This is a genomic window from Candidatus Symbiobacter mobilis CR (assembly GCF_000477435.1).
Classification (GTDB): domain Bacteria; phylum Pseudomonadota; class Gammaproteobacteria; order Burkholderiales; family Burkholderiaceae_C; genus Rhodoferax; species Rhodoferax mobilis.
Genome location: NC_022576.1, coordinates 1,968,654 through 1,993,950, shown reverse-complemented (window position 1 = coordinate 1,993,950; position 25,297 = coordinate 1,968,654). Strand labels below are relative to the sequence as shown.

19 protein-coding genes and 1 other RNA gene are annotated in these 25,297 nt (G+C 61.5%); 9 read left to right on the top strand and 11 right to left on the bottom strand.

What is annotated here, in order from left to right:
* Window positions 1-3: 3 nt before the first annotated feature.
* The gene (locus CENROD_RS08190; protein WP_022774294.1) at window positions 4-2,775 is read right to left on the bottom strand and encodes an Rne/Rng family ribonuclease; all 2,772 of its coding nucleotides are present in this window, start codon (window positions 2,773-2,775) and stop codon (window positions 4-6) included.
* Between the two features lie 10 nt (window positions 2,776-2,785).
* Window positions 2,786-3,154: a hypothetical protein gene (locus CENROD_RS13605; RefSeq protein WP_022774290.1), complete on the bottom strand. Its 369-nt coding sequence runs from the start codon at window positions 3,152-3,154 to the stop codon at window positions 2,786-2,788.
* Between CENROD_RS13605 and CENROD_RS14355 the strand changes: the two genes are divergently transcribed.
* From CENROD_RS14355 to CENROD_RS08155, 8 genes are all read left to right on the top strand, one after another.
* Window positions 3,148-3,327 (top strand): hypothetical protein, encoded by a 180-nt coding sequence (locus CENROD_RS14355; protein WP_238551762.1) that lies wholly within the window; start codon window positions 3,148-3,150, stop codon window positions 3,325-3,327. The genes CENROD_RS13605 and CENROD_RS14355 overlap by 7 nt on opposite strands.
* Window positions 3,328-3,442: 115 nt before the next feature.
* Window positions 3,443-4,417, top strand: coding sequence for an RluA family pseudouridine synthase (locus CENROD_RS08180; protein WP_022774279.1), 975 nt, complete (start codon window positions 3,443-3,445; stop codon window positions 4,415-4,417).
* 46 nt (window positions 4,418-4,463) lie between these two features.
* Window positions 4,464-5,495 (top strand): S49 family peptidase, encoded by a 1,032-nt coding sequence (locus CENROD_RS08175; protein ID WP_022774276.1) that lies wholly within the window; start codon window positions 4,464-4,466, stop codon window positions 5,493-5,495.
* Between the two features lie 35 nt (window positions 5,496-5,530).
* Window positions 5,531-5,626, top strand: an RNA gene (gene ffs / locus CENROD_RS13130) — signal recognition particle sRNA small type.
* A 346-nt stretch (window positions 5,627-5,972) separates the two neighbouring features.
* A complete protein-coding gene (locus CENROD_RS08170) occupies window positions 5,973-6,620 on the top strand; it encodes a DUF47 domain-containing protein (RefSeq protein ID WP_022774269.1) in 648 nt (215 codons plus the stop codon).
* 11 nt (window positions 6,621-6,631) lie between these two features.
* A complete protein-coding gene (locus CENROD_RS08165; protein WP_022774265.1) occupies window positions 6,632-7,645 on the top strand; it encodes an inorganic phosphate transporter in 1,014 nt (337 codons plus the stop codon).
* Between the two features lie 91 nt (window positions 7,646-7,736).
* Window positions 7,737-7,991, top strand: coding sequence for a PsiF family protein (locus tag CENROD_RS08160; protein ID WP_022774261.1), 255 nt, complete (start codon window positions 7,737-7,739; stop codon window positions 7,989-7,991).
* Window positions 7,992-8,081: 90 nt separating this feature from the next.
* Window positions 8,082-9,152, top strand: coding sequence for a glycosyltransferase family 2 protein (locus CENROD_RS08155; RefSeq protein ID WP_420795904.1), 1,071 nt, complete (start codon window positions 8,082-8,084; stop codon window positions 9,150-9,152).
* Between the two features lie 38 nt (window positions 9,153-9,190).
* Here CENROD_RS08155 and CENROD_RS12545 read toward each other — a convergent pair whose 3' ends face one another.
* From CENROD_RS12545 to rfbF, 4 genes are read right to left on the bottom strand one after another with little or no spacing between them, the layout of a single operon-like run.
* Window positions 9,191-11,830 carry an EAL domain-containing protein gene (locus CENROD_RS12545; RefSeq protein ID WP_022774258.1) on the bottom strand — a complete coding sequence of 880 codons (2,640 nt, stop codon included), beginning with the start codon at window positions 11,828-11,830 and terminating at the stop codon, window positions 9,191-9,193.
* Complete coding sequence (gene rfbH / locus CENROD_RS08145) at window positions 11,823-13,166, bottom strand: lipopolysaccharide biosynthesis protein RfbH (protein ID WP_420795903.1); 1,344 nt, start codon at window positions 13,164-13,166, stop codon at window positions 11,823-11,825. Before rfbH ends, CENROD_RS12545 begins: the two co-directional genes overlap by 8 nt.
* Window positions 13,153-14,352: a CDP-glucose 4,6-dehydratase gene (gene rfbG / locus CENROD_RS08140; protein WP_022774252.1), complete on the bottom strand. Its 1,200-nt coding sequence runs from the start codon at window positions 14,350-14,352 to the stop codon at window positions 13,153-13,155. The genes rfbH and rfbG overlap by 14 nt, the downstream gene beginning before the upstream one ends.
* Window positions 14,313-15,086 (bottom strand): glucose-1-phosphate cytidylyltransferase, encoded by a 774-nt coding sequence (gene rfbF / locus CENROD_RS08135; protein WP_022774248.1) that lies wholly within the window; start codon window positions 15,084-15,086, stop codon window positions 14,313-14,315. Before rfbF ends, rfbG begins: the two co-directional genes overlap by 40 nt.
* Window positions 15,087-15,406: 320 nt before the next feature.
* Here rfbF and CENROD_RS08130 point away from each other — a divergent pair, with 320 nt between their 5' ends.
* The gene (locus tag CENROD_RS08130; protein ID WP_022774245.1) at window positions 15,407-16,495 is read left to right on the top strand and encodes an FkbM family methyltransferase; all 1,089 of its coding nucleotides are present in this window, start codon (window positions 15,407-15,409) and stop codon (window positions 16,493-16,495) included.
* Between the two features lie 95 nt (window positions 16,496-16,590).
* On the opposite strand, the gene CENROD_RS08125 is transcribed toward CENROD_RS08130, so the two are convergent.
* The 5 genes from CENROD_RS08125 to CENROD_RS08105 all read right to left on the bottom strand — a co-directional run bounded on the left by CENROD_RS08125 (window position 16,591) and on the right by CENROD_RS08105 (window position 25,241).
* Window positions 16,591-17,970, bottom strand: a complete 1,380-nt coding sequence (locus tag CENROD_RS08125) for a diguanylate cyclase (RefSeq protein WP_022774242.1) — start codon at window positions 17,968-17,970, stop codon at window positions 16,591-16,593.
* Window positions 17,964-19,829, bottom strand: a complete 1,866-nt coding sequence (locus CENROD_RS08120; protein ID WP_022774239.1) for a polysaccharide biosynthesis protein — start codon at window positions 19,827-19,829, stop codon at window positions 17,964-17,966. Before CENROD_RS08120 ends, CENROD_RS08125 begins: the two co-directional genes overlap by 7 nt.
* Window positions 19,830-19,952: 123 nt before the next feature.
* Entirely contained in the window at window positions 19,953-23,159 is a 3,207-nt protein-coding gene (locus CENROD_RS12540) for a hybrid sensor histidine kinase/response regulator (protein ID WP_051360344.1), read from the bottom strand.
* Window positions 23,156-24,238: a cytochrome-c peroxidase gene (locus tag CENROD_RS08110; RefSeq protein ID WP_022774233.1), complete on the bottom strand. Its 1,083-nt coding sequence runs from the start codon at window positions 24,236-24,238 to the stop codon at window positions 23,156-23,158. Before CENROD_RS08110 ends, CENROD_RS12540 begins: the two co-directional genes overlap by 4 nt.
* The gene (locus CENROD_RS08105) at window positions 24,204-25,241 is read right to left on the bottom strand and encodes an HD domain-containing phosphohydrolase (RefSeq protein ID WP_022774230.1); all 1,038 of its coding nucleotides are present in this window, start codon (window positions 25,239-25,241) and stop codon (window positions 24,204-24,206) included. The genes CENROD_RS08110 and CENROD_RS08105 overlap by 35 nt, the downstream gene beginning before the upstream one ends.
* Window positions 25,242-25,297: the final 56 nt, after the last annotated feature.

Sequence of the window (25,297 nt, the reverse complement as noted above, 5' to 3'; positions counted from 1 at the left end):
TGATCACTGGCGGGGAGCCGAATCCTCGAAAGGGAGTACGACAGTGCGCAGGTCACGTTTGGTTTCGACCAGCACCAGGGCAGAGTCTTCGAGGGGAGCGGGAGCCGGGCGTTCGCGAGGGACATGGACAGGCTCAGGCTGTGCAGCAATGGCTTGCTGCGCAGCAGCAACCTTGCTCGTATCCGACTGCACCCACACCAACCCGGATTCCTGCGCTACCTGCGCCAATTCCTGTTCGGGCAAGCGGTATGGCTGCGCCGGTACGGCCGGTATTGCAGGTGCTGCGGGCATGGCAGCCGTTGCAAGGGGCGCTACGGGTACTGCGGTGACGGGCAGGGTCGTTGGCGGTGCCAGCGGCGCATCCGCCTGAACGGCCTGCGCAGGTTGAGCCGGGGCGTCGTTCGTAGTGGGCGGAACCGGGGCCTCGGTACTGTCCGCATTCGTTGCGGGACGGGGCTTGCGTTCCCGGCCAAAACGGTCGCGCTGGCGGCGCGATCCGCGAGCGTCGGCGCTAGACGCAGAGGAAGCGCCATCGTTGCCAAGCTCTCCTTCTGCAGACAGTGCATCGTCTACCGCTGGCACAGGCTCGGTCAGGCTGGCGCTTGCCAGCGGCGCGGCGGGTTGGGCAGGGTCTGTGCGCGAGTCGCCTTCTGCGCGGCCACCACGTGGGGTGCGACGGCCAGACCGGCCACTGCGGCTGGGTCTTGGATCACGCGGATCACGGGGGTCGCGCGGGCCGGAGGGGGGCTGGGCGCCGTCGGACGAGGGCGACATCGGTGCTTCCTGCTCGGTGCGCAGGGCGCCCTGGCGGGGTTCGGAGCGGCGGGCAAGGGGGGTATCGCTTTTGTCGTTGTTGTCGGCCCTGTCTGTTTTGTCGAAGCGATCGGTTTTCTCGAAAGCGGCCTCGGCCTTGGTCCCCTGCGGGGGTTCATTGCGGGGTTTGCGCTGGCGGTCTGCGCGCCGCCCTCCTGCCCGGGCAGGGGTGGGAGATTCCGCCGTGGCGGCAGGCTGCTCCTGGCTGGCTGCGGTGAAGATACCCAGCAAGTGCTTGACCCATTCAAACAGCCCTTTTTCGATGATCGTCGGCGTGGCCACCACGGTTTTGTCGCGGGGTTCGCCATGCGCTTCGGCTGTGCGTTGGGCGGGTTCCCGCACCGGGGCTTGCGGGGCGGGCGCGTCAGGGAGCACCCCCTTGATCAGCGGAACCTGCTTGTTTGTAGGCTCGCGCGAACCGCGTGTCACTGCGGTCGATTCCTCCGCTTCGACGGCCAGCCTGTAGCTCGGTTCGATGTTGTCGAGCCGGGGATCGTCGTGCTTGAGGCGTTCGAGCAGGTAGTTCGGCGTTTCCAGTGATTTGTTGGGCACGACGAGCACGTTGATGCGCTGCTTGAGCTCGATCTTGGCGATTTCGGTGCGCTTTTCGTTGAGCAGGAAGGATGCCACGTCGACGGGAACCTGGCATAGCACCGATGCTGTGTTGTCCTTATGCGATTCTTCCTGGACGATACGCAGGATTTGCAGGGCGCTGGATTCGGTATCGCGGACGTGGCCGGACCCTCCGCAACGTGGGCAAGGCATCGAAGCGCCTTCGCTGAGCGCAGGGCGCAGACGCTGGCGGCTCATCTCCATCAGGCCGAAGCGGCTGATCGTCCCAAACTGCACCCGGGCGCGATCCTGGCGCAGGGAATCGCGCAGACGGGTTTCCACTTCCCGGCGGTTGCGGCTTTCTTCCATGTCGATGAAGTCGATGACGATCAGACCGCCCAAGTCACGCAGGCGGGCTTGGCGTGCGACTTCTTCCGCAGCTTCGAGGTTCGTGCGCAGCGCGGTTTCCTCAATGTCGCTGCCCTTGATGGCGCGGGCGGAGTTCACGTCGATCGAGACCAGCGCTTCCGTGTGGTCGATGACGATGGCCCCCCCGCCAGGCAGCGTTACGGTGCGTGCATACGCCGTTTCGATCTGGTGCTCGATCTGGAAGCGGCTGAACAGCGGCGCGTCGTCACGGTAGCGCTTGACCCGGGGGGCGTGCTCGGGCATGACGTGTGCCATGAATTGCCGGGCTTGCTCGTACACGTCGTCGGTGTCGATGAGGATTTCGCCGATTTCCTGGTGGAAGTAGTCGCGAATCGCACGGATGACGAGGTTGGATTCCTGGTAGATCAGCAAGGGGCCTTTGCTCCCCTTGGCTGCAGCGTCGATGGCAGACCACAGCTTGAGCAGGTAGCTCAAATCCCATTGCAGTTCGACGGCGTTTCGGCCAATACCGGCAGTGCGGGCAATGATGCTCATCCCGTTGGGGTATTCGAGCTGATCGAGCGCTTCCTTGAGGTCGGTACGGTCGTCGCCTTCCACCCTGCGGGAGACCCCGCCGCCACGCGGGTTGTTGGGCATCAGCACGATGTAGCGCCCGGCCAGCGAGACGAACGTCGTCAACGCGGCACCCTTGTTGCCCCGTTCCTCGCGTTCTACCTGGACGAGCAATTCCTGCCCTTCCTTGAGGGCTTCGGAAATTTTGGCCTGCCCGGTAGGAATGCCTTGCTGGAAGTACTGTCGAGCAACTTCCTTGAAGGGGAGAAAGCCGTGGCGATCCTCGCCGTAGTCGACGAAGCAGGCTTCGAGCGAAGGCTCGATGCGTGTGACGATCGCCTTGTAGATGTTGCCTTTGCGTTGTTCGCGTCCTTCGATTTCTATTTCATAGTCCAGCAACTTTTGGCCATCCACCACGGCGAGGCGGCGTTCTTCGGCCTGGGTTGCATTGATCAACATTCGTTTCATGGTCATATTCCTAGGATCCAGGTTGGGGGGCATGCCAGATATGGCATGCAAAGTACCGGAACCAGCGCGGGGAATACCGCAAACCGCAGAGCACAGACTGCGCAACGACCACGTAGCGATCCAACGAAGGCACCATGCCAACGGACAAGCCGCTGGAGGGCCGACGCGAAAAAACCATGGCAGCACACCGGATATACAACGGATGCAACGGAGGCGATAGGCCATGCAGGTCATGCAGACGATGCAAACCGTATAGACCGTTGTAGAGATCGTTGTATAGGGAGACAGGCCCACGGGGCCGTTGTCTGCCAGGGGTGGACGACGCGCAACCCGCCGCAATTCGCACGGGGTGCGTATTTCCTCGGGGTTGCAGTGTCATCTTGCTACGTTGCGTACACGGAGCCGATTCGGGGCTTCGGGACGGTTGGGGATTCCACAGCGCATTTCCGTACCGTTCGTCTGCCCGGTTGGGCCGGGAAGCGTGGCATCGCGTGGACGAACGGGGGTACCGACGAGTTCTGGCGGGATGGATACCACGATGGGTACCAATAACGCGGCATAGGGCGGCTTGCAGTACACTGCGACGCAAACTTTTGCCACGATTCTGATAAAAATCAACAACTTGCACCAAATTTCGCCAGGAAAATCCATTATAGGGGGCAACGCCATGCCGCTCGCGGCATCCCCCACATGGCTGGTAGTCGATGAGGAGTCTGCCGGGCAGCGCCTAGACAACTATCTGGTTCGTTTGCTCAAGGGGGTTCCCAAGACGCGCATCTACCGGATGATCCGTAGCGGAGAGGTGCGCGTCAATGGCAAACGGGCTGCGGTGGGGGATCGGCTCGAAGTGGGCGCTGCGCTGCGCCTGCCCCCGGTGCGTGTGGCGCAGGCAGAGAGCAAGCCCGCCATGGCACCAGCGCGGGAGCCTCCGATCCTGTGGGAAGACGACGTTCTTCTCGCTATCGACAAGCCCTCCGGTTTGGCCGTGCATGGGGGGTCGGGCGTGCGCTTCGGGGTCATCGAGCAATTGCGCGCTGCGCGCCCCGCACAGCGCTTTCTGGAATTGGTACACCGGCTCGACCGGGACACGAGCGGGGTTTTGCTCGTTTCCAAAAAACGCAGCGTGCTCACCCATTTGCACGAGCAATTCCGCAACCGTCAGACTGCCAAGACGTACCTGGCGATGGTGCGCGGCCCATGGCCGCAGACGCTGCGGGTGCTGGATAGCCCTTTGCGCACCCTTCCAGCCGGGGATAACGGGGAGCGCAGGGTATGCATTGCCACGACGGAAGACCCTTATGCCCGCGAGAGCCTCACCCTTGTTCGGGTTTGCGCCGCGTGCGCCGAGTATTCCTTGCTCGAAGTGCAGATCAAGACGGGCCGGATGCACCAGATCCGCGTGCATCTTGCTGCGCAGGGGCACCCGATCCTCGGCGACGACAAATACGGCGACTTTGCCCTCAACAAAGCGCTGGCCGCTGCCTACCCTGGGTTGCGGCGTTGTTTTCTCCACGCATGGCGGCTGCGGTTTCTGCATCCGCGCAGCGGGGAGCGAATGAGCCTTGTGGCAGACTTGCCCGAGGAATTGCAGGCTTTTGTCGCCGCTGCGTTTCCCGCATTGCCTCCCCTTGCTGCGTCGTGAGCGTGCCGCGCGGCAAGGATTTCCAGTTTGCCTACCCCACGATGCTATGAGCGAAGACACCGACCCCGATGCGTCCACGGCGCAGCCCGCCCCCGCACGCGCAACCAAGGCCCTGGCGGAAGAGGTTCCTCCCCCAGGCTGGGAGCGCGCGATCTTGGAAAAACTGGTTCTTGCCACGTTGCAGGAGCAGCGGTCGGCACGGCGCTGGCGTACTTTCGTGCGGTTGGCATGGTTGGGGTTCTTCGTCGTTGTTGTTTGGCTAGGGTTTCAGCAAAGCGTGGACAAACCCGGGGAAAGCCCCGCGCATACGGCCGTCGTCCACATCAAGGGAGAAATTGCTGCCGACACGGTAGCCAGTGCGGAGCTGCTCGTTCCTTCGCTGCGGTCGGCGTTCGAGGACGCTGGCGCTCGCGCGGTGGTGTTGCGCGTGAATTCCCCGGGTGGCAGCCCAGTGCAAGCAGGCATCGTCCACGACGAAATCCTGCGGCTGAAAGCCCTGCACAAGAAGCCCGTGTACGCGGTGGTCGAAGAATCTTGCGCTTCCGCCGCGTACTACATCGCTGTGGCAGCGGATCACATTTATGTCGACAAGGCCAGCATCGTCGGCAGCATTGGCGTGTTGTTCGATGGCTTCGGGTTCACCGGGGTGATGGAGAAGATCGGCATTGAGCGGCGATTGCTTACAGCGGGGGGAAACAAGGGCATCCTCGACCCCTTCAGCCCGGAGACGCCCGAGCATCGTGCGTTTGCGCAATCTTTGCTTGACCAAATCCATCGGCAGTTCATTGCCGTAGTCAAGGCAGGGCGAGGAACCCGCCTGAAGGATCAGCAGGATGGTTCCGACGTATTCACCGGGCTATTCTGGAACGGGGAACAGGCCATCGCTCTGGGGCTGGCAGATCAATTGGGCAGCCTGGACTATGTGGCGCGCGAGGTCGTCCATGCCGAGGATATTGTCGACTACACCCGCCAGGAAAACGTTGCCGAGCGCTTGGTCAAACGCTTTGGTTTGGCCGTGGGGCAAGGCATCGCCCGGTCTGTCGCACCCCATCCCGCGCTGCGTGGCATGGCGCCTTGAATTGGGATGTGAGGGGCGCGACTACAATTTTCCTTGACGGGCCTCCCCGCATGGCGGAAGGCCAACCGGGTCAGGTGGGGAACCAAGCAGCCCTAACCATGATGTCAGTGCCGGGGTTCAGGCTCGTCAACTCTCTAGACTTACGCAAAACCGCCCCAGCGTCGTTGTACCCACTTGCCGTACTGTTTTGTACTGTCTGCGTGGGTACGCCTAGCCGGGACAATTTTGCGTAAGTCTTATTTTTCCTAGACTTACGCAAAACCGCCCCAGCGTTGTTGTACCCACTTGCCGTACTGCTTTGTACTGTCTGCGTGGGTATGCCTAGCCAGGACAATTTTGCGTAAGTCTTGTTTCCTCCTGTCTTAGGCGCTTTGGGGGTTTCCCCATCGCGCCGTTTTTTCTCCCCCATCTCTTTCGCATCCCTGTCAGATTCTGGCGCTTGGCGCCGGGTCGAGTGCGCCCAACGAGGAGTTGCTTGTGCTGTTCGGAAAACTGCTTCCGCGAAATACCGATTTTTTTGCGCTGTTCGACCAACATGCCGACCATATCGTCGAGGCAGCGCAGGCTTTCTCGAAACTGGTCGAACATTACAACGATCCCGAATTGCGTTCGCAGTACCACCGGGCAGTCGATCACGCCGAAAAAGCCGCAGACCGGGTCACGCATGAGGTCAACAAAGCTATCCATCAGACTTTCATCACCCCGATCGACCGGGAACAGATCCATGGCTTGATCAACACGATGGACGATGTCGCCGACCTGATCCAGGATTCGGCGGAGACGATGGCGCTCTATGACGTGCGGGGGATGACCGACGAAATTTCCCGCTTGACCGATTTGAGTTTGCGCTGCTGTAGCCGGGTGCGCGATGCAGTGCGCTTGCTTGCCCGCATTGCCGACCCCGCAACGGCAGAGGCCGCGCTCAAGACTTGCGACGAGATCGATCTGCTCGAAGGCGATGCCGACCGCGTGATGCGCACCGCGATGAGCAAGCTGTTCCGCGAGGAACCCGATGTGCGCGAGCTGATCAAGCTCAAGGCCATTTATGAATTGCTGGAGACGATCACCGACCGTTGCGAGGACGTGGCCAACCTGATCGAAGGCATCATCCTCGAAAACTCCTGAGCGAAGATGCCATGCCAGTGAGTGAGGTGAGCCTGTGGATCGTGGTCGTCCTGGTGTCGATGGCCATTGCCTTCGACTTCATGAACGGGTTTCACGATGCCGCCAATTCGATAGCGACGGTGGTATCGACCGGGGTGCTCAAGCCTGGGCAAGCCGTCGTATTCGCCGCGTTTTTCAACGTCATCGCGATTCTGTTTTTTCCGCTGAGCGTGGCGGCCACGGTTGGCAAAGGGATCGTTCTGCCCGGCGTGGTCGATATCTACGTCGTTTTCGGCGCACTCACGGGGGCGATTACCTGGAATCTGATCACCTGGTGGTACGGCATTCCCAGCAGCTCTTCCCATGCGCTGATCGGCGGTATTGCCGGGGCGGCCATCGCCAAGGTTGGCGTGCAGTCGCTCATCCTTCCCGGCATCATCAAGACCGTCGTTTTTATCTTCGTATCCCCATTGCTGGGGTTCCTGTTGGGTTCGCTGATGATGGTGCTGGTGTCGTGGATTTTTCGGCGTACCCGACCTTTGCGCGTGGATCGCTGGTTCCGGCGGCTGCAATTGCTGTCTGCCGGTGCATACAGCCTGGGGCATGGCGGCAACGATGCCCAGAAAACCATCGGCATCATCTGGATGCTGCTGCTGGCTACGGGTTATGCCAGTCACGATGACGCAGCCCCGGCGGGGTGGATCATCGTGTCGTGCTATACCGCCATCGGACTGGGGACGATGTTCGGGGGGTGGCGCATCGTCAAGACGATGGGACAAAAGCTGACCAAACTCAAGCCGGTGGGGGGATTTTGTGCAGAAACCGGAGGAGCAGTGACCCTGTTCACGGCCACTGCGCTGGGTATTCCGGTGTCGACCACGCACACCATCACGGGGGCGATCATCGGCGTGGGGTCCACGCGGCGCCCCAGCGCCGTCCGTTGGGGCGTTGCAGGGAACATCGTCTGGGCGTGGATTTTCACGATTCCCGCCAGCGCTTTCGTTGCCGCCGTGGCGTATTGGGTCAGTCTGGGCATGTTGCACTGAGTCGATGTGGCGGTGTGATGTCGTGCGATGCGCTTGCGCTACGATGCCTTCCGGCTCAGAGGTTGGTTTGTTTTATCCAGAAAGGGCTTGTATGAAATCATTGCTTTGCATCGTGGGTTTGGGTTTGACCTTGTGGGGAACCGCCCACGCTACGGAAGCCGCTGCGGATGCTGCTTCCGCAGCGGAACCGGCTGCTGCGACAGCCAAGGCCAAGGCGCCCGTCAGTAGTGCCGTGCAGGCGCAGCGGAACCGTATGAAGGCTTGCAACCAGGAAGCCCGTACACAACAACTCAAGGGACAGCCGCGCAGGGACTTCATGAAGGAATGCCTGCGCAAGAAGGATTGAGAGGACGAATAGCCTATGTCGGCAGGCCATTGCATGGGCTGCTCGCCTATGCAAGGCAGCTCTCCGCCGCATCCACCCTCACCCGCCCCTATCGGGGCGCCCTCTCCCGCTGGGAGAGGGCAAAAAATCCCCTTTCCCAGCGGGAGAGGGGCGCGGACCCAGGCCATTGCTCCGAGCATTTTTCCGAGCATTGCTCCGAGCATTTCTTGCGTAGTTCCCGTCTACAACGAGGCTGGGGTGGTGGCTCGTGTCGTCGCGGACATCCTGGCCGCCCTTGTTGCGCTGAGTGACCGCGTCGAGCTGATCGCTGTCGACGACGGCAGCCGCGATGGCACCTATGCCGAATTGCTCGCGCTGTGTGCGCAGCATCCCCAGCTCGTCTGCCTTCGTTTGTCGCGCAATTTCGGCAAGGAGCGTGCGCTGACGGCAGGCATTGATGCCGCGCGTGGGGAGGTGGTCGTGCTGATGGATGGGGATGGCCAGCATCCCACCGCGCTGTTGCCCGTCATGTTCCAGCAATGGCGTGACGGCGCGGATGTCGTCTACGCAGTACGGCAGCACCGCAACGACCAGTCGCCCTTACATGCCCGGCTGACTGCGTGGTTCTACCGCCTGATCAACCTCGGCAGCCGGGTGCGGATCCCGCCCGATGCCGGCGACTATCGCTGGATGGATCGCAAAGTGGTCGATGCGCTCAAGCAATTGCCCGAGCGCAACCGCTTCATGAAAGGGCTGTACGCCTGGGTAGGCTTTCAGAGCGTCGCCATTCCCTACGACCCCCTACCGCGTTCCGCAGGGCACAGCAATTTCGGGCTTGTGAGCGCTTTTTCGCTGGCATTGACCGGGATGCTGGCGTTTTCCGTCACGCCCCTGCGGGTCTTGACCCTGGCGGGGCTGGTCCTCTCCTGTCTGGCTTTGGGCTATGGGGCGTGGGTCGTCGCGGAATACTTTCTCTACGGCATCGCCGTACCCGGCTTTGCCACGATCGTCGTTGCGATCATGTTTTTCAGCGGGGTGCAACTGCTGGCCACGGGCATCCTGTCCGAATACGTGGCCCGTATCTACGAAGAAGTCAAACGCCGCCCCAATTATTTGATCGGGGAGCGGGTGGGGGAAGGGTTGGACATCAAGCTGCCACCACCACCTGTAGATCTGTTGTAGAAGCGACGGAAGTCGCGATGGATTCCCTACACCCAGTCCTACACCCGCATCGGCGTTACGCCCCGGTTCGTGCGTAGCACCAAGGCTTCCAGCTCCTCGGAACGCACCGGGCGGGAAAACAGGTAGCCCTGCCCGTAGTCGCAGCCGGCAGCGGCGAGCAGGTCGCGTTGCTGTGCGGTTTCCACGCCCTCGGCGATGACTTGCATGTTCAGCGCATGCGCCATGGCGATGATGGCCTGGCAGAGCGCGAGGTCGGTCGACTCCCCGACGAGCTGCCGCACGAAAGACTGGTCGATCTTGATGTAGTCGATATCGAACTTCTGCAAGTACGCCAGCGAGGAATAGCCAGTACCAAAATCGTCCAGCGAGACCTGGATCCCGTCGTCGCTGAGCGCGAGGATTTGTTCGATCACCTCGTCGCTATGGGAAAGCAGCAGCCCTTCCGTGATTTCGACGACGAGGCAATTTCCCTCTTGCCCATGCTGCCGGATCTGGTCGATCCAGCGCGAGCGTGCCAGATCCACTTTTTCGAACTGCACTGGGGACTTGTTGACACTGACTTGGAATTGCGGGTGCAAGCGCTGGCGCCATCTGCATACTTGTTCCAGTGCCCGTTGGAATACCCACTCGCCGATTTCGACGATCAGCCCGCTGGATTCGGCGATGGGGATGAACTCCCCTGGGCTGACCGAGCCGCGTTGGGGGTGCTCCCAGCGCAGCAGGGCCTCGGCCTTGTGGATATGCCCTGTCGCCAGCTCGACGATGGGTTGGTACACCACCTGGAACTGCTCGACGGCGAGAGCTGCGCGCAAGTCATTGGTCAGCCGTACCCGCCGCTGCGCCGCGTGTTGCAGCTCCGGGGTGAAGTAGCAGAAGCGGTTTCGCCCGGCGTCTTTCGCGGCATACAGGGCTTGGTCCGCGTTGCGGAAGAGGTCTTCGATCGCAGTGGCATCGTCGGGATAAATCGTCACGCCCACGCTGGCGGACACATACACCTGCTGCTGGTCGAGGAGGAAGGCTTCCCCCAGCGTGCATAGCAGCTTGGCCAGGATCGTCTCGATGTGGCGCGTGTCGACGATCTCGGTCAACAGCAAGGTGAATTCGTCGCCGCCCATGCGGGCCACGGTGTCCACCTCCCGCAGGCAGCCCAGGATGCGTTGCGTGGCCTGGATGAGCAGCGCATCCCCATGGTGGTGCCCCAGGGTGTCGTTGACTTCCTTGAAATGGTCGAGATCGACGAAGGCCACGGTGAGCTTGTGGCCATCCCGTCGGCATTTCTTCAGTTCCTGCTCCAGCCGCGAACGCAGCATTCGCCGGTTGGGCAGCCCGGTGAGGGTGTCGAAATTGGCCTGTTGCCAGATTTGCGCTTCGGCAGCCTTGTGCTCGGTGATGTCCGTGTGCGTGCCAATCATCCGCAGTGGCCGCCCCAGCTCGTCGCGGCTGATCACCATCCCGCGCGAAAGCACCCACTTCCAGCTTCCACTCTTGCAGCGAACCCGGTGTTCATTGCGGTAGACAGGCGTTCGCCCATCCAGGTGCGCCTGCCGGTCGCGCATCATGCGGGGAACGTCGTCGGGGTGCGTGCGTGCGTCGAGCGCGTGGATGCTTTGGTCGATGTCCTTTTCGACGAAGCCGTACATGCGCAACAGGTTGGGTGAGAAGTACTCCTGCCCGGTACGCACATCCAAATCCCACATGCCGTCCCCGGTGCTTTCGAGCGCGAGCTTCCACCGTGCAATGTCCTCGCGCCACGTGGCTTCGCTGCGTTTGCGTTCGGTGATGTCCTGCACGATTGCCGTGCGCCGCATGGGCAGGCTGAAGCGCCATTGCGTGGAACCGACCATGTGTACCCAGATCGTGTTCCCCTTAGCCGTGACCATCTCCAGCTCCAGATCGAAACTGCCTGGCTGGAGCTGGGTATCGTCGCAGGCGATGGCAATCCGCTCTAGCGACTGGGGAGGGAAAAAACAGCGCATCGCTTCCAGCGAGGGCACGTAGTCCGTGGTGGAAAGCTCCAAGATGCGGTAGATGCCTTCGGTCCATGTGACGGTGTCGTTGGCAAAGTCCATGTCCCAAGCGCCGACCTGGGCCGTGGCCTGCATTTCCGAACTGAGCCGTTCGAGATGTTGGCGGTCTGCTTGCGCTTGCACATAGCGGGTGATGTCGGCAATGGTGCGCACCATGCCGCCCGTGGACATCATGCGGGTTCGGACTTCCAGGGTGCGCCCTGCAGGCGTGGTACGCAGAAAGCGCCGTGGGGGATGCAGGTGGCCTCCGCCCAGGATGTATTCGCGGGCGCTTTGCCCGACGAGGGCGGCCTCTGGGCCAAAGTCTCCGCGTTGAAGCTGGAATTGGAGCAGTATCGAGAGCGTGGGCTTGGTGGCCAGAAAAGCCGGAGGCAGATCGAGCAGATGGCATGCCTGCGCGTTGTAGAGGATCACGCGCCGCTCTGCGTCGAAAACGAGGATGCCCTGCGAGATGTTGCTGAGCGTTGTGTGCAGCAGACCGGTTTGTTCGAGCAATTGCTTTTCAAGCTCGTCCACGCTGAAGGTGGCGTGCAGGCCGGTCGGTGCTCTGCCCTCCAGCGTCGACCAATCGGAATCGTCGCGCGCAGGGTGGCCGTGGCTGTCTCCGGGCGGAGCACTGGGGGTCTGCGGGAGTACGGGCAGCTTAGCCAAAGCGCACCCCTAGAAAACGTTCGATCGCCCTTGCCGCAAAGTCGAGCATTTCCGTGGTGAGCGCAGGCTGCACGCCGATCCAGAAACTGCGCTCCATCACCGCATCAGCGTGGCGTAGCGTCCCGTGGATGCGGTAGGGCACCCCTTGCATCGAAGGCTGGCGGGTCAGGTTTCCGGCAAAGACGAGTCGCGTGCCCACCCGGTGCTGGTCGAGGTACGAGAGCAAATCGACCCGGGAGACGGGGCAGTCCTCGCGCAGCGTGAGCGCGAAGCCAAACCACGAGGGGTCGGCGTAGGCGGTGGCCCGGGGCAGTTGCAGCAGTCCTTCGCAAGGCCGCAACTGATCGAGCAGATACGCGAAATGATCTTTGCGTGACCGAATGAAGCCGGGGGCCTTGGCCAGTTGCGCCAGCGCACACGCTGCCTGCATGTCGGTAATCTTGAGGTTGAACCCGAGATGGCTGTAGGTGTATTTGTGGTCGTACCCCGCAGGCAGGGTGCCGAGCTGCTGTGCGTAGCGCTTGCCGCAGGTGTTGTCCCGCCCCGGCGGGCAAGAGCAGTCGCGGCCCCAGTCCCGAAAGCTTTCGGCGATGGCGCGCAGGGTGGGGTCGTTGGTCAGCACTGCGCCGCCTTCTCCCATCGTGATGTGGTGCGCGGGGTAAAAGCTCAGGGTGGCCAGGTCGCCAAAGGTGCCGACCATCTTGCCCCGGTACGTGGAACCCAGCGCGTCGCAGCAGTCTTCGACGAGCCACAGCCCATGCTTGCGGCACAGCGCAGTCACTGCATCAAGGTCAAAAGGGTTGCCCAGGCAGTGCGCCAGCATCACAGCCTTGGTGCGCGGGCCAATCGCGGCTTCGAGCTGCGCAACATCGACGTTGTAGGTCGCCGGATCGACATCGACGAATACCGGGATGGCGCCGAACTGGACGATGGGGTTAACCGTCGTCGGGAACCCCACCGCCGTAGTCAGGACCTCGTCGCCTTTGCGGATTGCGCGGTCGCCGAGCTTGGGGGACGTCAGCGTGAAAAAAGCGACGAGGTTGGCCGAAGAACCCGAGTTGACGGTGAGCGCATGGTTCACACCGACGAAACGGGCCAGCCGCCGCTCGAAATCGGCATTGAATCGCCCTGTCGTCAGCCAGCCGTCGAGACTGGCTTCGACCATCGCCTCCAGCTCTTCCGCGCCCAGCAGCTTGCCTGAAGGCGGCACCGGCGTGATGCCTGGAACGAAGGCCGGGGGGGCGAGGACAAGCTGCGCGTACTCACGCACCAGCGCGGCGATGTGCTTGCGCAGCGCCTGCGGCCGATCCGGCGGGGTGGGTTCATCGATGTCCAGAATGCGATCCATGCGTTGGGTCCTCGCTGCGGTAGCGTTGCAGTTGCTGGAGCGTGAGTTCGCGGGCATCTTCCCCCGCGTGCAGCCGCCGGTACCAGTCCACCGTATGTTCCAGCGCCTGCTGCAAGCGCAACCGGGGTTGCCAGCGTAGCCGGGCGCGTGCTTTGGCGATATCGAGCTGTAGGCAGTGGGCTTCGTGGGGGTGCATGGCTTTGTCCACTTCCCAACGGGCCGTCCCGCCCCATAGCGTAGCCAGCGTGTCGATGACTTGCGCAACGGGCCAGGCGTCTTCGGCGTGGGGGCCGAAATTCCACGCCTCGGCGTAGTCTTGCCCATGTTCCCACAACGCTTGCGCCAGGATGAGGTAGCCGCCCAATGGTTCGAGCACGTGTTGCCAGGGTCGGGTTGCGCCGGGGTTGCGCAGGGTCAGCGTCCTGCCTGCCGCAAAGGCCGCCATGGCGTCGGGAATAAGTCGATCCGGCGCCCAGTCCCCCCCGCCGATCACATTGCCCGCGCGTGCGCTGGCCACGGCGACGGCGCCCTCGCGGAAAAAAGAGGAACGGTAGGCAGCGGTCACGAGTTCCGCACATCCCTTGCTGCTGCTGTAGGGGTCGAAGCCGCCCATCGCTTCGTTTTCCCGGTAGGGCCACGGCCATTCGCGGTTGTCATAGCACTTGTCGGTCGTGACGACGACGACGGCGCGCACGCTGGGAACGCGCCGCACGCAGTCAAGCAGATGCACGGTTCCCATGACGTTGGTGGCGTAGGTTTCCACCGGTTCTTGGTACGAGCGGCGCACCAAGGGCTGCGCTGCCAAGTGGAAGACGATCTCGCTGCGGTGCGCGGCCATTGCTGTGTGCAGGGTCGGCAGATCACACACATCGCCAATCGTGTGTGCCATGCCGGATGCCACCTGCGCCAGCTCGAACAGCGAAGGGGTCGTGGGAGCCGGGAGTGCGTACCCCGCGACCTGCGCGTGCATGGCTTGTAGCCATAGCGCCAGCCAGCTTCCCTTGAAGCCGGTATGTCCGGTCAGGAACACGCGCTTGCCGTGCCAGAAGTCCGCCGGAACGGTGCTGTGTTCGCGCACGGTGCCGCCCACTGTATTGGCGCCACCCACCGTATTCCCCGATGTCGGGGGCGAGGTCAGTTCCACAGCTTCCACGGTGCTTTCCCGCTCTCCCATAGGGCTTCGAGGGAGCGTTTGTCGTAAAGCGTGTCCATCGGCTGCCAGAACCCGGTGTGCCGGTAGGCCATGAGTTGCCCGTCTTGCGCGAGTTGCCGCAGCGGTTCCTGTTCCCAGATGGTGGCATCGTCGGCCAGGTAATCCAGCACGCCAGGCGAGAGCACGAAAAACCCCCCGTTGACAACGGCGCCGTCGCCCCGGGGTTTTTCGCGGAAATGCAGCACCTGCCCGTCCTGGATGTCCAGCGCGCCAAAGCGCCCCGGCGGCAGCGCGGCGGTGACGGTGGCGAGCTTGCCGTGGCTATGGTGGAAGCGGATCGTCTCCGCGATGTCCACATCCCCGAGGCCGTCCCCGTAAGTCAGGCAGAACGCTTCTTCATTGCGCACGTATTCGGCCACGCGCAGCAGCCTGCCACCGGTCATCGTGTGTTCCCCGGTATCGACGAGGGTCACGTTCCACGGCTCGGCGTGCTGGTGATGCACTTCCATCTTGTTGGTTTGCATGTGGAAGGTGACGTCGGAGGTATGCAAAAAATAGTTTGCAAAGAACTCCTTGATCAGGTACCCCTTGTACCCGCAGCAGATTACAAAATCGTGGATACCGTGGCAAGAGTAAATTTTGAGCAGATGCCACAGCAGCGGATGCCCGCCGATCTCGACCATCGGCTTGGGGCGAACCACGGTTTCTTCACTGAGCCGCGTGCCCAGGCCACCGGCCAGGATGACTGCTTTCATGGTGTCGTCGGGGGAAAGGGGTAGAGCAGAAGGGCTGCCACGGTAGGCTGGAACCCTGAGGTTGGGCGCCCTTCGAGGATCATACGACCCCACGATGTGCCGATCCTTGCTTGCATGGGGATGCTGATCAGGCTGTATCGTGACTTCCGTCGCTTCTGCACCAGGAACGGAAACGTTGTACTGCTGTAGGAGCGGCGGAAATCACGATGCGCAAGAGAAATGGGGCTACCCAAGCCTGGTAGATTCCCACAAATTCCGAAGTACTGCGGGAGCGTGAGAGAATGGCTATTTCAGCCTAATCCAGCAATGGGAGCATAACCATGCAAACAGTGATTGCGCAACTGTACCAAGATCTGGATGGGCGGATTCCAGGTATGACTGGCCAGGCAGGGCAAAAGACGGAGAAGAAAACCGGGAATATTGCTGGAACTGGAAATAAGGCAGCAAATAAGACTGGAAGAAACACTCGAAATAATCCCGGAAAAGAAACTGGTAACAAAACCAATGCATTGCTAAACAATGCACACGTTGTACAAATTCAAAATAAGGCCAGGAAGGCTGGGATCCAGGTCAAGCTCGCAGCGCATTATGTTGATTTCATAAAAGATGGAAAAATTTTACGAATCAGCCTGAAGCACTTTATCTATTCTTACGACATGATCGATAGCTTCGATTACTACTTTTCTTCCGTCGAACCGATGGAATTCCAAGGGTACGAGCTGGTCGATTATTCGACTCCCAGATACCACCACGTCGTGGGTTTCGGATTGATGCCGATCCATTTCCCCTCGTTGTCCGAGCCGGTGGCAACGACGTACCAGTACCTGGAGTTTGCAGACCTGAAAGCAGGGCAGAACGTGATCGACCTGGGCGCCTATGCGGGGCTGACGTCGATCATCTTCAAGGAGTTCGTGGGATCCACAGGCCGGGTCATTGCATTGGATGCCGACCAATACAACTTGCAATCGATACAAAAGAATATCGATTTGTATACCCGAATCAGGGGGGACGTCATCGAAGCCTTTGCGGGAGCCATCTGGAACCATGGCAATGGGTTGTCATTCTCTTCGGAAGGCAATATGGGCGCGGCGGTTTCCCATATTCTTGGCGCCAACAGGGGTGATACGCAGGTGGTAGAGTCAGTGACGTTGAGTGGTTTGATGCAAGTGGCCGATCTTCCCTCGGTGGACTTCATCAAATGTGATGTGGAAGGCGCAGAATCCGTCGTCTTCGAAGACCGCGAATTTTTTGCCAACCATAGACCCAAAATCGTCATTGAAACCCATCTCGTCAACGGGTCGGCAACTGCAGACAAATGCATCCAGGATTTGTCTGCGTATGGCTATACATGCACGAAAGTGGCGCAAGTCGGCGCGACATTGCCGCTGATTGAATGTCGGCCGTCCTAGATTTTTTCCCTTCCCTTTCTTTCCCTCGCCTTGCTTCTTCCCTATCCCTACCTCTGCCTGTATCCTTACCTTTGAAGTTCCATGTACCTGTATCTTTACCCTGCCTCCACCCGGTTGCGCCCGTTGCGCTTGGCCTCGTAGAGCGCGGTGTCTGCGCGGGCGACGACGTCCTTGGCGTGATCCTTCGCTTCGTAGGCGGCTACGCCAAAGCTCGCCGTCTTGTGCCCGACGGTAGGGATGTCTCGCTCCTGCATCTTGGATCGTAGGTTTTCGGCGAGTGTGCGGGCGCCTTCGCGGTGCGTGTGCGGGCACACCACGAGGAATTCTTCGCCCCCCCACCTGCCCACGACGTCTGTTTCCCGGGTGTGCGTTTGCAGGATGCGGGCGACTTCGATGAGCACATCGTCCCCTGTGTGGTGGCCGTACTCGTCGTTGACTGCCTTGAAATGGTCGATGTCCAGCAGAATGACCGAGAAAGGCTGCCCGAAGCGGGAAGAGCGCTGCACCTCCGCTTCGAGCACGGTATCGAGCCGTAGGCGGTTGTAAAGCCCTGTGAGCCGGTCGGTGATCGAAAGGCGCTCGAATTCGCGGTTGATCGCTTGCAGCTTGCGGTTCCAGTACAGCACCAAGGCGATGACGACCAAGGCCACAGCGCCGACCTGCCATAGCAGCGTCGTATCGAAGTTGCTGTACACCTGCACGGATACATGCCGGTTGGCGATGGCTTCCCGGTCTTGGGGCGTGATCGTCTGGACACCTTTGTCAAGGATGCTGCGCAGCAGCGGTTCTTCCTTGCGCACGCCGATGCGCAGTTTGTTGGAGTATTCGGGAATCTGCCCGGCGATCTTGAGGTTGAACAGCCCTTCCTTTTTGATGGCATACGCAGCGACGATCAGCGAGCGCACGGTCAGCTCCGCCTTGCGTTCGGACACCAGAGACACCGCCTCGGATTCGCTGCCGGTCGTCACGATGACGAGGTTCGGGAAATCGCGCCGGATCCGTTCTTCGACCATCGTCCCCCCGGGTAGCGCCACCCGTTCGTCTTTCAGCCCGCGTATGTCACCGATGTAGGGGTGTTCTTCGCGGGTGATGATGATGTTCTGGTCGTAAAAGATGGGGTCGGTGAAGGAGAGCCATTCCTCGCGCGAGGGCGTCTGGTTGAGGAAGCTCAATATGTGGCAGTGCCCAACTTTGGACGCCGCCACGCTCTCTTCCCATGTTTTGGTGGGGTAGAGGTCGATGCGCAGCCCCACACGTTGCGCCACCCTCTGTACGAGGTCTGCGGCGATCCCGACGTGTCGTCCCTGTTTATCGATGTGTTCGAAGGGCGTCCAGTCCGGGTCGACACACATCTTGATCGCTGGGATGCGGCGGAGGTATTCGCGCTCTTCGGGGGTGAGGGCGATTTCCGGGTCTTGGGCGCCAGCCAAGGCAGACCCTGCCATGGCGATGGCGAGGAGCAGTTTTTTCAGCATATTTCGTCCCACTCTTTCCGTAGATGCACATGGCGCCGTAGCAAGGCCCGCAGCGCGCCATGGTCATCGCGTTGCACGCAGTCTTTGCATTCTTCGAGGATAGGGCAGAGGGCATCCCAGGGCAGGAAAGGTTCGTGCGCTTTCATGATCCTGGGGTGCATGGTGCCTTGGGGATCGTTGCCGATCAGCAGTTCTTCGTGGAGCTTTTCCCCGGGGCGCAGACCGGTGATCTGGATGTCGATGTCTCCGTCGGGCTGCGCAGGGGAATGAACGCGCAGGCCCGATAGCTCGACCATGCGGCACGCCAGTTCCATGATCCGTACCGGCTCGCCCATGTCGAGCACGAAAACGTCTCCGCCGACGGCCATTGCCCCCGCCTGGATGACGAGCTGTGCGGCTTCGGGGATCGTCATGAAATAGCGGGTGACTTCGGGGTGCGTCACGGTCAATGGCCCCCCTGCGGCGATTTGCTTGCGAAACAGCGGGACGACGCTGCCGCTGGAGTCCAGCACATTGCCAAAGCGCACCATGGCAAAACAGGTCTGCCCCCCGCACGCGGCCAGCGCCTGCAACACCATCTCCGAAAGGCGTTTGCTCGCGCCCATCACGTTGGTGGGGCGAACAGCCTTGTCCGTGCTGATCAGGACGAAGCGGGCCACGTGGGATTGCTGCGCTGCCTGTGCCAGATGCAGCGTGCCGAAGACGTTGTTGCGCACGCCCTCGCAGGCGTTGGCTTCGACCATCGGAACGTGCTTGTACGCCGCAGCGTGGTAAATCACGGAAGGACGGTGCGTAGCGCAGAGTGCGTGCATGCGCACGGAATCGCCCACATCCCCGAGCAGTGGCAGGAGTTCGACCGGCAGCGCGGCCGTGCTGCACAGCGCTTGCAGTTCTTGGTGGATGGCGTACAGGGCGTATTCGCTGTGGTCAAGCAACAGCAGCGTGCGCGGGTGCTGTGCAACGATTTGCCGGGTCAGTTCGCTGCCAATGCTGCCCCCCGCGCCACTGACCAGTACCACCTTGCCTTGCAAGTCGTGCGCAAGCAGGTCGGTGTGGGGGCCGACGGTTTCCCGGCCCAGGAGGTCTTCGACGTCGAGTTCGCGGAAATCGCGAACGGTGACTTTGCCCGAAGCCAGGTCTGCCACGCTGGGCAGCGTGCGCACATGCACAGGCAAGCCCGCAAGCGTGGCGATGATGGCGTTGCGGCGCTCCCGCCGCGAGGTGGGCAGCGCAAGCAGTACGTCGGTGACTTCGCATCGCGTGACCCAGTCGCGCATCTGTGACGCGGCCACCACCGGAACGCCGTTGATATTGCGGCCTACCTTGCGGTCATCGTCGTCGAGGAATGCGAGCAGCTCGAACCCCCCGCAGGCCCGGAGCGCGGAAGCCGCCTGCACGCCGATCGCCCCGGCGCCGAAGATCAGCACCCGCGCACAGGGCCGGGCGGGCCAGATACCGGCCAGCCAGAACCGCGCTACTGCGCGGCTGGCCCCGACGAGCAGAAAGAACACCAGCGGTTGCAGTACGCCTAGGGTTCTTGGCACCATGGGCCAACGCACCCACAGCAGCAGGATGGTGAGCAAACAGGCGTAGACGAGCACGGCGCGGGCCGTTGCATCAAGCGCAGCCTGCCCCGTGTAGCGGAAGATGGCGCGGTACAACCCAAACCGGGCGAAGAGGGGAATGGCCAGCGCAGGGGCCACGGCATACATCTGCCACTGGGCCGGAGTCGGCCATTCCAGGGTATCGAGCCGCAGGGCAAAAGCCACTGCAGTGGCCAGCAGTGACAGGGCGACGTCGAGCGTGACGACGGTAGCCTGTTTGGCAGGCCGTGGCCACCCCAGCACCCAATCTCGCATTGTTATTGTGAAAGTCGCGAAGCGACTTCTCGAAGCTCCCCTCGCCCAGCGGGAGAGGGGTTGGGGGTGAGGGGAGCTGCCATGACTTTCATGATCCAAGGCGGCTGTGCAAAGTCAAGGCAGTTACCAGTGCGCAGCGCATTGCTCTAGCGCAGCATCCAGTGCGCGCAGCTCTTGTTCCAGCGCGCCGATGGCCCCCTCCACATCGCCCTCGATTGCACGCTCTTCCAGCAGCCTGGCGGCGGCGGCGGCCCGGTCTGCGCAGTAGACGCTGACCATGCCCTTGATGGCGTGCGCTGCAGTACGTATCCCTTCGCGGTCTGCGGCAGCCTGTGCTTGTTGCAGGCGCTGCCATTGCACTGGCAAATCGCTGCGATACAAGCCACACAGTTCATCGAACAGGGCGCGGCTATCGCCCAGGGACTGGCGCATCCGGTCGAAATCGATCAGCGGTTCCTCGCGCCGGGACTGCGCGGAAGGCAGCTCCTCCGGGGTATGTCCGCGTGCGCCTGGCAATTCGTCGAGCGCATGCAGCAAGGCGGCCACTTGGATAGGCTTGGAGAGGTAGCCGTCCATGCCGCTTTCCAGGCAGTTTTCCCGCACACCGTCCATGGCGTGGGCTGTCATCGCGAGGATGGGGATATGTCCGCCGCGCAGGCGTTCGCGCTCGCGGATGCATCGCGTGGCCTCGTACCCGTTCATTTCCGGCATTTCCAGATCCATGAGCACGGCGTCGAATTCCCCGGATTCCCACTGGTCTACTGCCTCCTTGCCGTCGTTGGCGATGCGGACAGTGTGGCCGTTTTTTTCGAGCAGGATCGTGGCCAGACGCTGGTTGACGATGTTGTCTTCGGCCAGCAGCAACCGCAGCCCAGAGCGGGAAACCATAGGCAGGGAGGACGCGAATTGCTTCGCAGGCCGGGCATAGGGCGTTGCGGCGCCGACTGCCGTCATGACCGCGTCAAACAATGCGGATTGCGTCACCGGCTTGCTGAGATGCGCCTGCACCCCTGCATCGTGGTACCGATCCAGCGCAATATGGGGTTCGAACACTGTAGCCATCGCGACCATCGCCGTGTCTGCGCTGAGGGCATGGATGTCTTGCACCAGGTGGATGCCATCCGTTTCCGGCATTTGGACGTCGATCAGGGCGAGGGGGAAGGGGTGCCCCGCAGCAATGGCGTTGCGCACTGCGGCCAGGGCGGCTCCATCGTTGGTCGCGGTGGTGGGGTGCATTCCCCAGTGCTGGAGGATGTCTGCGATGAGCTGGCCATTGCGTTCGCTGTCGTCGACGACGAGTACATCCGTGCCTGTGACCAAGTCCGTGCGCAATGGGCTGGAGATCGTCGCATCGCCGCTGACCGGGAAGGGCAGGCGGAAGAAGAATCGGCTCCCTTTTCCGACGGTGCTTTCCACCTCGATCTGCCCGCCCATCAGGGCGACGAGCTGCGCGGAAATCGTCAGCCCCAACCCCGTTCCTCCGTACTTGCGGGTGATGCTTGTATCAGCCTGGGAGAAGGATTCGAAGATCGTCGCAAACTTCTCCGGCGGGATGCCGATGCCGGTATCGCGGACGGCAAACTCCAGCGCCACCCACTCCCCCAGCAGTCCCGTGTGCGCTTCCTGCGATGGCTGTACGGACAACTCGATTTCGCCACGTTCCGTGAACTTGATCGCGTTGCCGATGAGATTGATCAGCACTTGGCGCAAGCGTCCGGGGTCGCCCTGGATCCGGTCGGGAACTTCGGGGTCCACGCGCAGCAGTAGCTCCAGCGATTTCTGGTGTGCGCGGATGCCGAGCATCTTGACGGTGTCACGCAACAGGGCTTCGAGCGAGAAACTCACATGCTCAATGCTCATCTTGCCGGACTCGATTTTGGAAAAGTCCAGAATGTCGTTGATGATCGTCAGCAGGGAATCCGCCGATGAGCGCACCAGTTCGAGGTACTCGCGCTGTTCCTCGGTGAGTGTGGTGCCCAGCGCGAGTTCGGTCATTCCGATGATCCCGTTCATCGGTGTGCGGATCTCGTGGCTCATGTTGGCGAGGAAGTCGCTCTTGACGCGAACGGCGTGTTCTGCCGCGTCCCGGGCTTCGACCAGCGCTTCTTCGACACGTTTGCGCTCGGTGATGTCGGTGCATACCGAGACGTAGCGCAGCACATGTCCCTCTTCGTCCAGGAAAGGAACGATGGTCGCATCGACCCAGTATTCGCTGCCGTCCTTGCGGCGGTTCTTGACCTCGCTGCGCCACACCCGCCCGTGCGTGATCGTCGACCACATCTCTTGAAAATGTTCGTCGGGGTGATGGCCCGAGTTGAGGATGCGGTGGTTCTGGCCTATCAGCTCTGCACGGGTGTATTGGCTGATTTCGCTGAATTTGTCGTTGGTATAGAAGATCTTGCCTTCGTGGTCGGCGATGCTGACGATCGAGTGCGCGTCCATTGCGTATTTCTGGAATTCGAGTTCGCGCAGCGAATCCTGGAGGTGCTGGCGCGCCTGCCGGAGTACCCCCAGCACCCATACCGCGTGGGTCAGCAACGCCACGGCAATCAATGCCAGGAAGACGAGCACGAGCCGGTAATCGTTGGCGGTGCGTTGGCGTTGCGCGTAGGAATCGCCGTACATGCGAAGGAGCTCGTGCCCTTCCCGCGCACTGGAGGCGTGAACGATCAAGGAGACCAGTTCGTCCGTGCCGATCTGGTGGCTTAGCAACAGTTCGACATGCCGCGCCACCGAGCCGTGGAGGATGCTGCCTGCCGGGACGACGCGCAATAGCGAGCGCATGGCCGCTTCGAGATGGATGCGGCTGCGCCCATGAGTGGCGCTGAATAGCAGCACTTCATGCAACAGGTTATGTAGCAATCTATGCTGTATCGACCCGAGCGTTGCTTCATCCACAGAACGTTGGATGACGAGTGGCAGGTAGCTGGCGGAGTTGCGCAGAATCGAGTTGCTGCTTTTGAATTCCTCGACCTGGTCGAGTTTGCCGAGAAAAGCCTTGCGGTATTGCTCGAATTTCTGTTGCAGGGGTGCTTCCACCGTCCCGAAGTAGGTGGGGTTGTCCCGGGCCATCGCGTCGAAGGCCTCAATGACTGCTATCTGCGTTTCGGCAAGAAGGTCGTAATTGCGTAGCAGACCGTAGCGCGCCTGCAAGACATACTGGTTCAGGAGCGTGTCGTACTGCCGTAGCTGTTCGAGCTGCGTAACGATGCGGATGTGCAGGGCGCTGTCGATCTGCGTGGATTGGCGGTATAGCCAGCCCAGCAGGCCCAGAGCCATCAGGCCCATGGTCAGCAGCCATAGCAGGGCGTTTCCGTGACTGCGCTTCACAGGGGGCTGCCGTTGTACGTGCCGGTGAGGCTGCGCAGAAAAGCGACCAACGCAGCCATGTCTTCTTCCGGCATGGAACGCCCGAGCTGGTATTTGCCCATGACGGAAATAGCTTGTTCCAAGGTGTTTGCGCTGCCATCATGGAAGTACGGCATCGTGCGTGCGACGTTGCGCAGCGGGGGGACGCGGAATTGGTACAGGTGATCGAGATTGCGGGTGCGCTGGTAGCGTCCATAGTCGGCTTCGGTGATGTTTCCCCGGTCGGCAAAGTAGTCGCCGATCAGGCCCATCTTGCCGTACATGTTCCCACCGAGGTTCACGCCTTGGTGGCAGCTCGCGCAGCCATAGGACAAAAATAGCTCGTAGCCCCGTTGTTCTTGCTCGGTGAATGCGCCTGCGTCCCCGGCCAAAAACTGGTCGAAAGAGGAACCGGGGGTATGGAGTGAGCGCTCGAAGGTTGCGATGGCGTCTTTGACGTTGTCGGCTGTGATGCCTTGAGCGTACAACTGGGAGAACCACCGGGGATAGGAAGGGTCTTGGCGCAGTTTGTGTAATACCAGCGTCCAGTTGGCCCCCATCTCCTTGGGGTCGTTGAGCGGCCCTTCGATCTGGGCTTCAAGGGTACGTGCGCGTCCATCCCAGAACTGCACGAAATTCAGGCCACTGTTGTAGACGGTGGGGGCATTGATGTTGCCGAGCTGGCCTTGCACGCCCACGGAATGAACCCGGTTGTCCACTCCCCCTGTATTGAGCGAGTGGCACGTCGCGCAACTGACGGTGTCGTCGACGGATAGCCGTACATCGTGGAACAACTGCCTGCCCAGGCGCACTTTCTCGGGGTCGGCATCGGAATACGCTGGAACGGGACGCGCAATGTCCAGGCTGACAACAGCGGAAAAAGCACGGACGGAGCGAACCTCTTCGTCCGGACTTTCGCGCAGCAGCACGAAAAGCAGTACTGCAAGCAGTAGCGCAAGCACCCCAGCTCCGACGACGAACCCACGGTAAAAGGGTTGCGGCGTCCCGGACTGCTGCGGCCGCGAGCTATGCGGGAATTCGGGCGTCAGGAGAGTCTTCATCCCTGAAACGGGCACGGATGTCGAGGATCTCGGCGAAGTCCGCAAAAAAGGCTTCCACGCAAGCGGGGTCGAAACGGGTGCCGGAACCGTTGCGCACGAAGTCTGCGGCTCGCTCCACTCCCCATGCCTGCCGGTACGGACGATCTGCGGTCAAGGCATCGAAGACGTCTGCCACAGCGACGATGCGGCCCCAAATCTGGATGTCCTCCCCCGCAAGGCCACGGGGGTAGCCGCTGCCGTCGTAGCGTTCGTGGTGCGTGCGTGCAATCTCCGCCGCAAGCTGGAGGATCGGAGAGCTGTTCAGGTGCAGGATGTTGTACCCCACCTGCGCGTGCGTCTTCATGATCTCGTATTCCTCGGGAGTGAGCATCCCAGGCTTGAGCAGGATGTGATCCGGGATGCCGACCTTGCCAACGTCGTGCATCGGGGCTGCCCGCAAAAGCATATCTTGGTCATCGGCAGAGTATCCGAGCATGCGGGCGATCTGCTGCGAATAGTGCGCCATGCGCAGGATGTGCGACCCCGTTTCCGGATCGCGGCATTCCACGGCTTTGGCCAAGCAAAAGATGGTCTCGCGTTCCTGGGCTGTAATGCGGGCAGTGGCCAGGCGCACTTCTTCGACGAGGCGTTGGTGGCTATGGCGCAGCGCCAGCATGTTGCGCGCACGGGCAAGCAATTCGGTGCTGTTGATCGGCTTATTGAGAAAGTCGGTAGCGCCAAGCTCAAGCACCTTGTAGCGAACGGCCATTTCATGGTTGGCCGTGACCATTAGCACGGGGGTATTGGGATAGCGGGAACGGAAACGACTCACGAAATCCGCCCCGCTCATTTCCGGCATCATGTAGTCGACGATGACCAGATCAGGGTCATGCGCCAGGCACCACGCAAGGGCCAGTAAGGGGTTGGTGAAGCAGGCAGGCTCTATATCGGGCAACTGCATCACGAGTGCCTTGACCAAGGCGACGTTCATGGGAACGTCGTCGATGATTGCGATCTTGGTCATGCAGTGTCAAGGACTGGGCGAATACTGTTGTGGGCCTGTGGCGGGCAATGTCCTCG